This is a genomic window from Pseudomonas sp. 30_B (assembly GCF_017491605.1).
Taxonomy (GTDB): Bacteria; Pseudomonadota; Gammaproteobacteria; order Pseudomonadales; family Pseudomonadaceae; genus Pseudomonas.
The window spans coordinates 213,303-226,933 of sequence record NZ_JAFGYY010000001.1; the positions used below are offsets into that span (position 1 = coordinate 213,303).

Here is a 13,631-nt window from a genome sequence, read left to right on the forward strand (position 1 = left end):
CTAGGGTGTTTCTGGTCGAATCCGCAGTTGGGGGGATGCCATGTATCACGGTGAACGCTTCAATGCCTGGACCCATCTGATCGGCGCCGTCGCCGCGCTGGTCGGCGGCATCTGGCTGCTGGTCGCCACCAGCCTGCTCGGCGAGCCGCTGCGCATCGTCAGCGTGGCGGTATACGGCACCACGCTGACCCTGCTCTACAGCATCTCCACGCTCTACCACAGCGTGCGCGGACGGGCGAAGGTCATCCTGCGCAAGCTCGATCACCTGTCCATCTACCTGCTGATCGCCGGCAGCTATACGCCGTTCTGCTTGGTGACGCTCAAGGGCGCCTGGGGCTGGACCCTGTTCGGTATCGTCTGGAGCATGGCGGTGATCGGCATGCTGCAGGAGATCAAGCCGCGTTCCGAGGCACGGGTGCTGTCGATCATCATCTACGCGGTGATGGGCTGGATCGTGCTGATCGCCGTCGGCCCGTTGTACCGGGCGCTGGGCGGTGCAGGGTTCGCCTGGCTGGTGGGCGGCGGCGCCTGCTACACCATCGGCATCATCTTCTTCGCCTACGACAGCCGCTTCCGCCACTGGCATGGCATCTGGCACCTGTTCGTGATCGCCGGCAGCCTGCTGCATTTCATCGCCATCTGGCGCTACGTCATTCCGGCGCGCTGAGCTGGCGCCGGGAAATGGCTGGCGCGGGAGGGCTCCCGCGCCATGACTGAGATTACGGCGTGGTGGGCAGCGCGCGCTTGTGGCGGGTCTTCTCGAAGGTGCGGACGATGATGTCGAAGGCTTCCTGACTGACGTCCTCACCGTGCAGGAAGGCGTCGATTTCCTTGTAGGTCACGCCGTGGGAGTGCTCGTCCGGCTTGCCGGGGGCGAGGTCTTCGAGGTCGGCGGTGGGCACTTTCTCCACCAGGTTTTCCGGCGCGCCGAGGGTGCGGGCGATGGTGCGCACCTGGTTCTTCACCAGGCCGGTGAGCGGGGCGAGGTCGCAGGCGCCGTCGCCGAACTTGGTGAAGAAGCCCATCACCGCTTCGGCGGCATGATCGGTGCCGACGACGAGGCCTTGGCGGGCGTTGGCGATGGTGTACTGGGCGACCATGCGTACGCGCGCCTTGGTGTTGCCCAGGGCGAAGTCACGGGTGCCTGCGGGCAGGCCCTCCAGCGCCAGGGTCTGGGCGGCCAGCGCCTGGACCGACGGGCCGATGTTCACGGTGTGGCGCTCGTCCGGGGCGATAACGTCCACCGATTCCTGAGCGTCATGCTCGTCGCCCTGCACGTTGTAGGGCAGGCGCACAGCGATGAAGCGATAGCTCTGGTCGCCGGTCTCGGCGCGCAGGCCTTCCGCCGCGCGCTGGCAGAGCATGCCGGCGGTGAGCGAGTCGACGCCGCCGCTGATGCCCAGCACCAGGGTCTTCATGCCCGAGCCTTTCAGGCAATCCTGGATGAAGCGCACGCGGCGCTGGATTTCCGCCTGGACGTCGTCCGGGCCCTTGAACGGCGGCTGGACATTCAGCTCGGTCGCGATGGCTTGCTGGGTGGCTTTCATGGATGTACCTCGATCCGGACAGTGACAGGCCGATGCCTGTTGGAATGCAGGAAAAATACCAGCGTCGGCGGCGCTGGGTCGATGGTCAATTGCGTCAATCAGGGCGCTGTCAGGCGTGCCTGGATCCACTCCACGAAGGCCTGTACCTTGGGCACCGCCGCGGCATGCTCGGGGTACGCCAGGTAATACCCGCTGCGACTGGCCAGGCCGTGCTCCCAGGCGATGACCAGCTTGCCTTCGTCCAGCTCTTCCCTGACCAGGAAGCGCGGCAGCAGCGCTACGCCGCAGCCGGCCTGGGCGGCGCGGATGCACATGTAGAAGGTGTCGAAGCGCGGGCCGTGGTAGCTGTGTTCGCTGTGCTTGCCCAGGCTCAGGAACCACTCGTGCCAGGCCTCCGGGCGGGTGGCGTTCTGCAGCAGGACCAGTTCGGCCAGTTGGGTGGGGTCGTTCAGGGGCTTCTCCGGCAGGATGGCTGGCGAGCACACCGGCACCATTTCCTCGCCGAAAAGGTGCATGCACTCCGCCCCGGGCAAGGTTCCGGCGCCGAAGAAGAACGCGATGTCACAGCGTGATTGCAGCAGGTCGCTGGGTTCCAGCTCCTGGCGCAGGTCGAGATGGATGTTCGGGTGGCGGTGGCGCCAGCCGTTCAGCCGCGGGATCAGCCAGCGTGCGCCAAAGGTGGGCGGCGTCGCCACGCGCAGCACCTGGGTTTCGCCGCCGTAGGACAGCAGGTAGTGGGTCGACATCTCCACCTGGGTGAGGATCTTGCGCACTTCCACCAGGTACAGGTCGCCCGCCGGCGTCAGTTGCAGGCGGCGGCGCACGCGGCGGAACAGCAGGTGCTGGAGCATTTCCTCCAGCTGCGCCACCTGTTTGCTGACGGCGCTCTGGGTCAGGTTCAGCTCTTCGGAGGCACGGGTGAAGCTCAGGTGCCGCGCCACCGCTTCGAAGCATTGCAGGGCGGTCATGGACGGCAGGTGGCGTTTGCTCAGCATGGCGGGCAGTTCATGAATTTACGGAATGATGTGCATAGGAAACGTCGTTTGTTGTGCCCAGGCAAGCCGTTTATTACTGCTGGCATTCCAACTGGTTCTGAACCCAATCAGGAGTCCGCATGATTTCCGCACTGCTCGAATCCCTCGGCGTCGACGCCCGCCTGGTCACTGGTGGCGATCAGGTCATCCATTCTCCCATCGACGGCAGTCGCCTGGGCGCGGTGCGCCTGGAAAGCGCCGCCGAGGTGGAGCAGAAGATCGGCCGCGCCGCCCACGCCTTCGACGCCTGGCGCAAGGTGCCGGCGCCGCGTCGTGGCGAGCTGGTGCGCCTGTTCGGCGAGGAACTGCGGGCGAGCAAGGCGGCCCTGGGCGAGCTGGTGTCCTGGGAAGCCGGCAAGATCACCCAGGAAGGCCTGGGTGAAGTGCAGGAGATGATCGACATCTGCGACTTCGCCGTCGGCCTGTCGCGCCAGCTCTATGGTCTGACCATCGCCTCCGAGCGCCCCGGTCACCACATGCGCGAATCCTGGCATCCGCTGGGTGTGGTCGGTGTGATCAGCGCGTTCAACTTCCCGGTTGCCGTGTGGTCGTGGAATACCGCGCTGGCGCTGGTCTGCGGCAACTCGGTGGTGTGGAAGCCGTCGGAGAAGACTCCGCTCACCGCGCTGGCCTGCCAGGCGCTGTTCGAGCGTGCGCTGAGCAAGTTCGGTGACGCCCCGGCCCATCTCAGCCAGGTGGTGATCGGCGATCGCAGCGCTGGCGAAGCACTGGTGGACGACGTCCGTGTCGCCCTGGTCAGCGCCACCGGCAGCACCCGCATGGGCCGCGAAGTGGGCCCGCGCGTAGCGGCCCGATTCGGCCGCAGCATTCTCGAACTGGGCGGCAACAACGCGATGATTCTGGCGCCCAGTGCTGACCTCGACATGGCCGTGCGCGCCGTACTGTTCAGCGCCGTCGGCACCGCCGGGCAGCGCTGCACCACCCTGCGCCGGCTGATCGCCCACGAGTCGGTGAAGGACGAATTCGTCAGCCGCCTGAAGACCGCCTACGCCAAGGTGCGCATCGGCCATCCGCTGGAAGGCAACCTGGTCGGCCCGCTGATCGACGAGCGCAGCTTCCTGGCCATGCAGGGTGCGCTGGAGCAGGCGCGCGGGGAGGGCGGCGTGGTGTTCGGCGGCGAGCGTCAACTGGCTGATAAATTCCCCAACGCCTATTACGTGTCGCCGGCCATCGTCGAGATGCCCGAGCAGAGCGACGTGGTGCGCAGCGAAACCTTCGCGCCGATCCTCTACGTGGTGCCGTACAAGAACTTCGACGACGCCGTGGCGCTGAACAACGACGTGCCGCAAGGCTTGTCGTCGTGCATCTTCACCACCGACATCCGCGAGGCGGAAGCCTTCATCTCGGCGGTGGGCAGCGACTGTGGCATCGCCAACGTCAACATTGGCCCGAGCGGCGCGGAGATCGGCGGCGCCTTCGGCGGCGAGAAGGAAACCGGCGGCGGCCGCGAGTCCGGCTCCGACGCCTGGAAGGCCTACATGCGCCGGCAGACCAACACCGTGAACTACTCGCGGGAATTGCCGCTGGCCCAGGGCATAGTGTTCGATTGATGTTGTTTTCTGGGGGATGCCCCTTCGGGCCAGCGCAAGCGCTGTTCGCGATGGAGCCGCGTCCCGCGTTCGCGGGAATGACGTCGGGAGGCGAGTGTCACGCCCCGTCATCCCCGCGAACGCGGGGACCCAAAGAACAAGCCGCAGTACCGAGTCATTCACAAAGGTTCGCGTAGAAGGATCGCTGGATGTCGCTTCGCCAAGAGTGTCTGTGGGAATACCTGACCCCCGAACGTCCGGAAGCGCCGACGTTGCGTGGGGATCGCAAGGTCGATGTGTGTGTCATCGGCGCCGGGATCACCGGCCTGTCCGCCGCGCTGCATCTGCTGGAGAAGGATCAGACGGTCTGCGTGCTGGAGGCCCATGCCACCGGGCATGGCGGTTCCGGGCGCAACGTCGGGCTGGTCAATGCCGGCTTGTGGATTCCGCCGGACGAGATCGAAGCGGGCCTCGGTGCGGAGGTCGGCGAGCGGGTCAACCGTATGCTCGGCAACGCACCGTCGCTGGTGTTCTCCCTGATCGACAAATACGCCATCAACTGCCAGGCGCGCCGCGAAGGCACCCTGCACATGGCGCACAACGCCCGTGGCCTGGCGGACCTGCGCAGCCGCTGCGAGCAATGGGGCCGTCGCGGGGCGCCCGTCGAGCTGCTGACCGGCACGGCATGCGAAGAAGCCTGCGGCACCAGCAGGATCGCCGGTGCGCTGCTCGACCGCCGCGCCGGTACCCTCAACCCGATGGCCTACGTCAGCGGGCTGGCCCGTGCGGTGGTCGGCCTCGGCGGTGAGCTCTACCACCACTCCCCGGTGGTCGGGCTGGTGCGCGTGGGCAACGCCTGGAACGTCATCACCCAGGGCGGCGTGGTCACTGCCGAACAGGTGGTGATCGCCTCCAGCGCCTACACCGAAGGCGAGTGGACAGAGCTGCGCCGCACCTTCTTCCCCGGTTACTACTATCAGGTCGCCTCGCGTCCGCTGGAGGGCGCGGAAGCGGCGCGCATCCTGCCGGGCGGGCAGGGCTCCTGGGACACCCGCCAGGTACTCAGCAGCATTCGCCGCGACGCCGATGGCCGCCTGCTGCTCGGCAGCCTCGGCAAGGGCACCGGCAAGCCGGAGTGGTTCCTGAAAAGCTGGGCCGACCGCATCCAGCAGCACTACTTCCCCAAGCTGGGCAAGGTGGAATGGGAGTTCACCTGGACCGGCTGCATCGACTTCACCCCCGACCACCTCATGCGCCTGTTCGAGTCGGCGCCGGGGCTGGTCGCCATGAGCGGCTACAACGGCCGTGGCGTCACCACCGGCACGGTGGTGGGCAAGGCTTTCGCCGATTTCCTGTTGGGCGGTGATGCCAGCGTCCTGCCGATGCCGCTACGGCCGATGGAGGAAATTTCCGCCGCTGGCCTGCGTAGTCGTCTGTACGAAGCGGGCTTCTCGCTCTACCACGCCGGGCAGTGCCTGCGGGTGGTGATCTGAACCCGGCGATGCGTGGGCGGGGGCCTCCCGCCGCGTCTGCCCCAACGTTCTCTGCACTTTGGTCTAGCCTCTTATGGTGCGTTACCCCGACGGGTCTGCACCGGGGATGTGCAGTTCGGTGACAGCGAAGGTTACGGATGGGGTTGCGCCTGTGGTGGCTGGATGTGTCAGCTCACGGGAAGGATGGTTGCGCCTTTTCGATAATGTGGTTGCACCTTCGGTTTTGGGCGGGTTGCACGTGTCTAGCACTGATGCCTGCCAGCTCTGGCTGTTTTTGCTGTAGGACTTGGTTAATAACAAAAACGAATGGCACGCGGCTTGCTGTCGATAGCTCGCGTAATCAGAAAAATCGCCAACATTAGTTCGTGCGCCATTACAAAAACCCTCAGGAGCAAAACTCCATGTCGCAGAAGATTTTCAGAAAAGGCTTTCTGGCCCTGGCGGTAACCACCGCGCTTGGCATGTCTTCCTTTGTAGAGGCTGATGTCGTAATCGGGGTCGCAGGACCGCATACCGGGGCGAACGCCTCGTTCGGCGAACAGTATTGGCGGGGAGCCAATGCCGCCGCCGACGCAATCAACGCCGCCGGCGGTGTGAACGGGGAGAAGATCAAGCTGGTGAAGGCGGACGACGCCTGCGAGCCGAAGCAGGCCGTAGCGGTCGCCAACCGTCTGGTCGACCAGGACAAGGCCATCGCCGTGGTCGGCCACTTCTGCTCGTCCAACACCATTCCCGCCTCCGAGGTGTATGACGAGGCCGGCATCATCACCATCACCCCCGGCTCGACCAACCCGAAGGTGACCGAGCGCGGCCTTGCCGGCATGTTCCGCATGTGCGGTCGTGACGACCAGCAGGGCATCGTCGCCGGCAACTACATCGTCAACGTCCTGAAGGCCAAGAAAGTCGCGGTGATCCACGACAAGGACACCTACGGCCAGGGTCTGGCGGATGCAACCAAGGCGCAGCTGAACAAGCTGGGCGTCAAGGAAGTCCTCTACGAAGGCCTGACCCGCGGTGAGAAGGACTTCAACGCCCTGGTCACCAAGATCCGTGCCTCGGGCGCGGAAGTGGTGTTCTTCGGCGGCCTGCACCCGGAAGCCGGCCCGCTGGTACGGCAGATGCGCGAGCAGGGCCTGACCACCGTGTTCTTCTCCGACGACGGCATCGTCACCGACGAACTGGTCACCACCGCCGGCGGCCCGCAGTACACCAAGGGCGTGCTGATGACCTTCGGCGCCGACCCGCGCCTGATCCCGGACGGCAAGGCCGTGGTGGACAAGTTCCGCGCCGGCGGCTTCGAGCCCGAAGGCTACACCCTGTACGCCTACGCCTCGGTACAGGCGCTCGCCGCCGCCTTCAACGGCGCCGGCAAGAACGATCCCCAGGCGGCCAGCAAATGGCTGCACACCAACCCGGTGCAAACCGTGATGGGCAAGAAGGAGTGGGACGAGAAGGGCGACCTGAAGGTCTCCGACTACGTCGTCTACCAGTGGGACGACAAGGGCAAATACCACCAGTTGGAAAAACAGAAGTAAGCGTCCGGACGCTGTCCTCGGTTCGCAACACCCCGGCCTGCACCTGCACGGGCTGGCCGGGGACATGCGCATCCGGACAGCTGCCGAACACCCGCTCCGACCTGCCGGCGCCGCCACGAGCGGTGCCGGCATCCCCGCAGGTCGGCGCTCGCCCGGCGACGGTCACGAGCCGTTCAGCCCGCTTGCCGCCCGCCTTCCCTGCCCTGTCTGTGTGAGTACCCAATCGTGGACGGTATCTTTCTCCAGCAAATGATCAACGGGCTGACCCTCGGGTCGGTCTACGGTCTGATCGCCATCGGCTATACGATGGTTTACGGCATCATCGGCATGATCAACTTCGCCCACGGCGAGGTGTACATGATCTCCGCCTACCTCTCGGCGGTCGCCCTGGCGCTGCTGACCTTCTTCGGCCTCGAATCCTTCCCGCTGCTGATCCTCGGCACGCTGGTCTTCACCATCTGCGTCACCGGCCTGTACGGCTGGGTGATCGAGCGCATCGCCTACAAGCCTCTGCGCAACTCCACCCGCCTGGCGCCGCTGATCTCTGCCATCGGCATGTCGCTGATCCTGCAGAACTACGTGCAGCTGTCCCAGGGCCCGCGCCAGCAAGGCGTGCCGACCCTGCTCGACGGCGCGCTGAAGTTCCACGTCGGTGAAGGCTTCGTGCAGCTGACCTACACCAAGGTGTTCATCCTCATCGCCGCCTTCGTCGGCATGGCCGTGCTGACCTACGTGATCCAGTACACCAAGCTCGGGCGCATGTGCCGCGCCACCCAGCAGGATCGCAAGATGGCCTCGATCCTGGGGATCAACACCGACCGCGTGATCTCCTACGTATTCGTCATCGGCGCCGCCATGGCCGCGCTGGCCGGCGTGCTGATCACCATGAACTACGGCACCTTCGACTTCTACGCGGGCTTCATCATCGGCATCAAGGCGTTCACCGCCGCGGTCCTCGGCGGCATCGGCTCGCTGCCCGGCGCCATGCTCGGCGGGCTGATCCTCGGCGTGGCCGAGGCGCAGTTCTCCGGGATGATCAACACCGACTTCAAGGATGTGTTCGCCTTCGGCCTGCTGGTGACCATCCTGATCTTCCGACCGCAAGGGCTCCTGGGGCGTCCCCAGGTATCGAAGGTGTGAGCATGATGGCCGCTTCCCAGACCACCGCCGCGCCGAAGACCGCGCGCATCGATATCAAGAAGAGCCTCGTCGACACCGTACTCGCCGGCCTGATCGCCCTGGTGGTGTTCGGCCCCATCGTCGGCGTGGTGCTCGATGGCTACAGCTTCAACCTCGAACCGGTTCGCCTGGCCTGGATGGTCGGCGCCGTGATGATCGGTCGCCTGCTGCTCAGCCTGTACCTGCAGACCCCGGCCGGTGCACGCGTGATGGAGCGCTTCGAAAGCTCCGACTCGGGCATCACCGTGCTGCAGCCGGGCTACAAGACGCGCCTGCGCTGGATCGTCCCGCTGCTGATCGTCGCCGCGGTGATCTTCCCGTTCTTCGCCAGCAAGTACCTGCTCACCGTGATCATCCTCGGGCTGATCTACGTGCTGCTGGGCCTGGGGCTGAACATCGTGGTCGGCCTCGCCGGGCTGCTCGACCTCGGCTACGTGGCCTTCTACGCCATCGGCGCCTACGGCCTCGCGCTGGGCTACCACTACCTCGGCCTGGGCTTCTGGACGGTCCTGCCGCTGGCGGCCCTCACCGCTGCGATGGCGGGGGCGCTGCTGGGCTTCCCGGTGCTGCGGATGCACGGTGACTACCTGGCCATCGTGACCCTCGGCTTTGGCGAGATCATCCGCCTGATCCTCAACAACTGGCTGTCCTTCACCGGTGGCCCGAACGGCATGCCGGTGCCCTCGCCGACCATCTTCGGCCTGGAGTTCGGCCGCCGGGCGAAGGAGGGCGGCACGCCGATCCACGAGTTCCTCGGCATCGACTACAACCAGAACCTCAAGTTCGTGTTCATCTACGCCGTGCTCTTCGTGGTGGTGCTGCTGGTGCTGTACATCAAGCACCGGCTGACCCGCATGCCGGTGGGCCGCGCCTGGGAAGCGCTGCGCGAGGACGAGATCGCCTGCCGCGCCATGGGCCTGAACCACGTGCTGGTGAAGCTCTCGGCGTTCATGCTCGGTGCGTCCACCGCGGGTCTGGCCGGGGTGTTCTTCGCCAGCTACCAGGGCTTCGTCAACCCGTCGTCCTTCACCTTCTTCGAGTCGGCGCTGATCCTCGCCATCGTGGTGCTCGGCGGCATGGGCTCCACCGTGGGCGTGGTGATCGCCGCCTTCGTCCTCACCGTGGCGCCGGAACTGCTGCGCAGCTTCGCCGACTACCGGGTGCTGCTGTTCGGCATCCTCATGGTGCTGATGATGATCTGGCGACCGCGCGGGCTGATCCGCATCAGCCGAACCGGCTTCGCCGTACGCAAGGGGGTGGCGCCATGAGCGATAAGATCCTCAGCGTCGAGCATCTGATGATGCACTTCGGCGGCATCAAGGCGCTCAACGACGTCAACCTCGACGTGGAGCGCGGTTCCATCACCGCGCTGATCGGCCCCAACGGCGCCGGCAAGACTACGGTGTTCAACTGCCTGACCGGTTTCTACAAGGCTACCGGCGGCAACATCCTGCTCAACACCCAGGGCAGCACCACGGACGTGATCAAGGTGCTCGGCCAGCCGTTCCAGGGCAGCGACTTCGTCAACCCGGCGCAGTTCGGCAACCGTCTCTACTACAAGATGTTCGGTGGCACCCACCTGGTGAACCGCGCGGGGCTGGCGCGCACCTTCCAGAACATCCGGCTGTTCCGCGAGATGTCGGTGGTGGAGAACCTGCTGGTGGCCCAGCACATGTTCGTCAACCGCAACCTCATCGCCGGCGTGCTCAACACCCCCGGCTACCGCCGCGCGGAAAGCGAAGCGCTGGACCACGCCTTCTACTGGCTGGAAGTGGTGGACCTGGTGGATTGCGCCAACCGCCTGGCCGGCGAGATGTCCTACGGGCAGCAGCGCCGCCTGGAGATTGCCCGCGCCATGTGCACCCGGCCCGAGCTGATCTGCCTGGATGAACCCGCCGCCGGCCTCAACCCGGCCGAGACCCAGGCACTGGCGCGCATCGTGCGTTACCTGCGCGACCACCACGGCATCACCGTGCTGCTGATCGAGCACGACATGGGCATGGTGATGAACATCTCCGACCACATCATCGTGCTCGACCACGGCGTGGTCATCGCCCGTGGTGCGCCGGCTGAGATTCGCCACAACGACAAGGTAATCGCCGCCTATCTCGGCGCGGACGAAGAGGAGCTGGCATGACGGCGCCGATGTTGGAATTCCGTGATGTGGATGTGTTCTACGGGCCGATCCAGGCGCTGAAGAAAGTCTCGCTGACCGTCAACGAAGGGGAAACCGTGGCGCTGATCGGCGCCAACGGTGCGGGCAAGTCCACGCTGCTGATGTCGATCTTCGGCCAGCCGCGCGCGGCCGGTGGCGCGATCCTCTACAAGGGCCAGGACATCCGCCACAAGTCCGCGCACTACGTGGCCTCCAACGGCATCGCGCAGTCGCCGGAGGGGCGCCGGGTATTCCCCGACATGACGGTGGAGGAGAACCTGCTGATGGGCACCATTCCCGTCGGCATGGACCATGCCCAGGAAGACATGGAGCGCATGTTCGACCTGTTCCCGCGCCTGAAGGAGCGGCGCAACCAGCGGGCCATGACCATGTCCGGCGGCGAGCAGCAGATGCTCGCCATCGCCCGCGCGCTGATGAGCCGGCCCAAGCTGCTGCTGCTCGACGAGCCTTCGCTGGGCCTGGCGCCCATCGTGGTCAAGCAGATCTTCCAGACCCTGCGCGAGCTGGCGCAGAGCGGGATGACGCTGTTCCTCGTGGAGCAGAACGCCAACCATGCGCTGAAGCTGTCGGACCGTGGCTACGTGATGGTCAACGGCGAAATCCGCCTGACCGGCACCGGGGCGGAGCTGCTGGGCAACCAGGAGGTTCGCAACGCCTATCTCGGCGGGCACTGACGCCATCACCTTTCGTAGGAGCGGACTCCGTCCGCGATGTTCTCAGGCGCGCCGGAAAGCATCGCGGACGGAGTCCGCTCCTACGGTTATCCATCGCTTTCCTGCAGAGGGTTTCCATGCAAGACCTCCGCTTCCTTACCAACGCCGACGTCGCCGCACGCCTGGCTTATCCACAACTGATCGAAGCGCTGCGCCAGGGCCTGGCCGGCGAGTGCGAGGCGCCCGTGCGCGGCTGCCATGCGCTGCCGGAAAACGCCTCGTTGCTGACCATGCCCGTCTGGCGGCCGGGGCAGGACATCGGCGTCAAGCTGGTCACCGTGTTCCCCGGCAACGGCGCGAAGAACCTGCCGGCGGTGGCCGCCTTGTTCTGCCTGTTCGATGGCGAGACCGGCCGCCCGCTGGCCATGCTCGAAGCCTCCGAGCTGACCGCCCGGCGCACCGCCTGTACCTCGGCGCTGGCCGCCGATTACCTGGTGCGCCGCGATGCGCGCCGGCTGCTGATCGTCGGCAGCGGTACCCTCGCTCCGCACATGGTCCGCGCTCACTGCGCGGTGCGCGAGTACGAGGACATCGCCATCTGGGGCCGTCACGACGACAAGGTGAATGCCCTGGTGAAATGCCTGCAGGACGAAGGCTATCCGGCCCATGCCTGCACCGATCTGCGCGGCGCTGTCGCGGCGGCGGACTGCATCAGCTGCGTGACTACCTCCCGTGAGCCCATCGTGCACGGCGAATGGCTGCGCTCGGGTTGCCATCTCGACCTGGTCGGCGCCTTCCTGCCGTCCATGCGCGAGACGGACAGCGAAGCCGTACGCCGCGCCCGCATCGTCGTCGATACCCGCGAAGGTGCGCTGGAAGAGGCGGGCGACCTGCTGATCCCGATGGGCGAGGGCGTGATCGACGAAAGCGCCATCCACAGCCAGCTTGCCGACCTGCTGCAGGGACGGGGTGCGCGCAAGGACGACAACGAGATCACCCTGTTCAAATCGGTAGGTTATGCACTGGAAGACCTGATTGCGGCACGCTTGCTCGTGACCTGAGGTTGTCCAGAAAATCTGTGGGCCGGCCTGTGGATAAGGTCTGGGCGGATCATCGTAAGCCCCGTGTTCAGGGGCTCCGCGAAGGCCGGCTGATTTCTGCTCTATCACCCTGAAAGCCTGTATGGATGGACAGTTGAGATCCTCCGGAAAAGTTCCCGGCGGCATTCGGTTGTCCACGCCAGCCGTTGAAAGACTTGTGGATAACCTTGGGAAGAACTTCTCCGGCGCAGGACTGGCGTGGCTTGCGGCGCGGCGCTCGAAATTCGTCCAGCGAAAACGCACCGTCATGCTTGCTCACAGAAACCGTAGAGAAGCCTGTGGACAAGGTGGGTGCAACCGCGAGCGGCCCCGCAGTGGCGCGGCTTTCGGTCAGCTGTGCGGGTTTTATCCAGCGTCGCTGTAGCGCAACGCGGTGTGGCCGGACTGTTATCCTGCGAAAGACCGACAAGTACGCGCCCGCCATGACACGCCGGCAACGACCGGCGGAACGAGGGCCAACCATGAGGAACACGCGATGACTTCCACCCTGTTCATTACCGGCGCCACTTCCGGCTTTGGCGAGGCCTGTGCGCGCCGCTTCGCCCGCGATGGCTGGTCGCTGGTGATCACCGGCCGTCGCGAGGAGCGCCTGAAGGCGCTGGCTCAAGAGCTTTCGGCGCAGACCGAGGTGCTGCCGCTGGTGCTCGACGTGCGCGACCGCGCGGCAATGACCGCCGCCGTGGACGGCCTGCCGGAGAAGTTCGCCAAGCTTCGCGGACTGATCAACAACGCCGGCCTGGCACTGGGCGCCGACCCGGCGCAGAACTGCGAGCTGGATGACTGGGACACCATGGTGGATACCAACATCAAGGGCCTGATGTACGCCACTCGGCTGCTGCTCCCGCGCCTGATCGCCTATGGCCGCGGCGCAAGCATCCTCAACCTCGGTTCGGTGGCCGGCCACTGGCCCTATCCGGGCGGCCACGTCTATGGCGCGACCAAGGCCTTCGTCGAGCAGTTTTCCCTGAACCTGCGCTGCGACTTGCAGGGCACTGGCGTGCGCGTCACCAATCTCGAGCCGGGCATGTGCGAGAGCGAGTTCTCCCTGGTGCGCTTCGGCGGCGACCAGGCGAAGTACGACAAGACCTATGCCGGCGCCGAGCCGATCCAGTCCGAAGACATCGCCGAGACCATCCACTGGATCATGAACCAGCCGCCGCACATCAATATCAACACCCTGGAGCTGATGCCGGTGAGCCAGGCGTGGGCGGGGTTTGCGGTGCATCGCAAGGGCTGATGCACGGTCGGGTAACCGTCGCACTCTGGGGTGTCCGTGCCGGGATTTCGCCCTCACCCCAGCCCTCTCCCAGAGGGAGAGGGAGCCGTCCGTACCGGCTGACACCGAGGTTTCAACTTGCGCCGAA

At 65.7% G+C, this 13,631-nt stretch carries 12 protein-coding genes; 10 read left to right on the forward strand and 2 right to left on the reverse strand.

Translation table 11 applies throughout. From position 1 onward, the window contains the following. Positions 1 to 40: 40 nt before the first annotated feature. Positions 41 to 667: a hemolysin III family protein gene (locus tag J5M67_RS00875; RefSeq protein ID WP_207882354.1), complete on the forward strand. Its 627-nt coding sequence runs from the start codon at positions 41 to 43 to the stop codon at positions 665 to 667. A 52-nt stretch (positions 668 to 719) separates the two neighbouring features. Here the strand turns inward: J5M67_RS00875 and nadE are convergent, their stop codons facing one another. Both nadE and J5M67_RS00885 read right to left on the reverse strand, forming a co-directional pair. Next, positions 720 to 1,547 carry an ammonia-dependent NAD(+) synthetase gene (gene nadE / locus J5M67_RS00880; RefSeq protein WP_207882356.1) on the reverse strand — a complete coding sequence of 276 codons (828 nt, stop codon included), beginning with the start codon at positions 1,545 to 1,547 and terminating at the stop codon, positions 720 to 722. Between the two features lie 98 nt (positions 1,548 to 1,645). Beyond that, a complete protein-coding gene (locus J5M67_RS00885) occupies positions 1,646 to 2,542 on the reverse strand; it encodes a LysR family transcriptional regulator (protein ID WP_207882358.1) in 897 nt (298 codons plus the stop codon). Between the two features lie 119 nt (positions 2,543 to 2,661). On the opposite strand from J5M67_RS00885, the gene J5M67_RS00890 reads away from it, so the two are divergent. The 9 genes from J5M67_RS00890 to J5M67_RS00930 all read left to right on the forward strand — a co-directional run bounded on the left by J5M67_RS00890 (position 2,662) and on the right by J5M67_RS00930 (position 13,504). After that, positions 2,662 to 4,152: an aldehyde dehydrogenase family protein gene (locus J5M67_RS00890; RefSeq protein WP_207882360.1), complete on the forward strand. Its 1,491-nt coding sequence runs from the start codon at positions 2,662 to 2,664 to the stop codon at positions 4,150 to 4,152. Between the two features lie 188 nt (positions 4,153 to 4,340). Further along, positions 4,341 to 5,624, forward strand: coding sequence for an FAD-binding oxidoreductase (locus J5M67_RS00895; RefSeq protein WP_207882362.1), 1,284 nt, complete (start codon positions 4,341 to 4,343; stop codon positions 5,622 to 5,624). A 401-nt stretch (positions 5,625 to 6,025) separates the two neighbouring features. Then, positions 6,026 to 7,159: a branched-chain amino acid ABC transporter substrate-binding protein gene (locus J5M67_RS00900; RefSeq protein WP_207882364.1), complete on the forward strand. Its 1,134-nt coding sequence runs from the start codon at positions 6,026 to 6,028 to the stop codon at positions 7,157 to 7,159. Positions 7,160 to 7,384: 225 nt separating this feature from the next. Continuing rightward, positions 7,385 to 8,299 (forward strand): branched-chain amino acid ABC transporter permease LivH, encoded by a 915-nt coding sequence (locus J5M67_RS00905; protein ID WP_207882366.1) that lies wholly within the window; start codon positions 7,385 to 7,387, stop codon positions 8,297 to 8,299. A 5-nt stretch (positions 8,300 to 8,304) separates the two neighbouring features. Further along, positions 8,305 to 9,606, forward strand: coding sequence for a high-affinity branched-chain amino acid ABC transporter permease LivM (gene livM, locus J5M67_RS00910; RefSeq protein WP_207882367.1), 1,302 nt, complete (start codon positions 8,305 to 8,307; stop codon positions 9,604 to 9,606). Then, positions 9,603 to 10,475 (forward strand): ATP-binding cassette domain-containing protein, encoded by an 873-nt coding sequence (locus J5M67_RS00915; RefSeq protein ID WP_207882369.1) that lies wholly within the window; start codon positions 9,603 to 9,605, stop codon positions 10,473 to 10,475. The genes livM and J5M67_RS00915 overlap by 4 nt, the downstream gene beginning before the upstream one ends. Beyond that, complete coding sequence (locus tag J5M67_RS00920; protein WP_207882371.1) at positions 10,472 to 11,188, forward strand: ABC transporter ATP-binding protein; 717 nt, start codon at positions 10,472 to 10,474, stop codon at positions 11,186 to 11,188. The genes J5M67_RS00915 and J5M67_RS00920 overlap by 4 nt, the downstream gene beginning before the upstream one ends. 116 nt (positions 11,189 to 11,304) lie before the next feature. Next, complete coding sequence (locus J5M67_RS00925) at positions 11,305 to 12,228, forward strand: ornithine cyclodeaminase family protein (RefSeq protein ID WP_207882373.1); 924 nt, start codon at positions 11,305 to 11,307, stop codon at positions 12,226 to 12,228. 514 nt (positions 12,229 to 12,742) lie between these two features. Continuing rightward, a complete protein-coding gene (locus J5M67_RS00930; RefSeq protein ID WP_207882374.1) occupies positions 12,743 to 13,504 on the forward strand; it encodes an SDR family oxidoreductase in 762 nt (253 codons plus the stop codon). Positions 13,505 to 13,631 lie beyond the last annotated feature (127 nt).

What these genes read in the sequence shown, in the direction of transcription:
- J5M67_RS00875 (WP_207882354.1), top strand. Translation starts at nt 41, where the DNA reads ATGTATCACGGTGAACGCTTCAATGCCTGGACCCATCTGATCGGCGCC.
- nadE (WP_207882356.1), bottom strand. Translation starts at nt 1,547, where the DNA reads ATGAAAGCCACCCAGCAAGCCATCGCGACCGAGCTGAATGTCCAGCCG.
- J5M67_RS00885 (WP_207882358.1), bottom strand. Translation starts at nt 2,542, where the DNA reads ATGCTGAGCAAACGCCACCTGCCGTCCATGACCGCCCTGCAATGCTTC.
- J5M67_RS00890 (WP_207882360.1), top strand. Translation starts at nt 2,662, where the DNA reads ATGATTTCCGCACTGCTCGAATCCCTCGGCGTCGACGCCCGCCTGGTC.
- J5M67_RS00895 (WP_207882362.1), top strand. Translation starts at nt 4,341, where the DNA reads ATGTCGCTTCGCCAAGAGTGTCTGTGGGAATACCTGACCCCCGAACGT.
- J5M67_RS00900 (WP_207882364.1), top strand. Translation starts at nt 6,026, where the DNA reads ATGTCGCAGAAGATTTTCAGAAAAGGCTTTCTGGCCCTGGCGGTAACC.
- livM (WP_207882367.1), top strand. Translation starts at nt 8,305, where the DNA reads ATGGCCGCTTCCCAGACCACCGCCGCGCCGAAGACCGCGCGCATCGAT.
- J5M67_RS00915 (WP_207882369.1), top strand. Translation starts at nt 9,603, where the DNA reads ATGAGCGATAAGATCCTCAGCGTCGAGCATCTGATGATGCACTTCGGC.
- J5M67_RS00920 (WP_207882371.1), top strand. Translation starts at nt 10,472, where the DNA reads ATGACGGCGCCGATGTTGGAATTCCGTGATGTGGATGTGTTCTACGGG.
- J5M67_RS00925 (WP_207882373.1), top strand. Translation starts at nt 11,305, where the DNA reads ATGCAAGACCTCCGCTTCCTTACCAACGCCGACGTCGCCGCACGCCTG.
- J5M67_RS00930 (WP_207882374.1), top strand. Translation starts at nt 12,743, where the DNA reads ATGACTTCCACCCTGTTCATTACCGGCGCCACTTCCGGCTTTGGCGAG.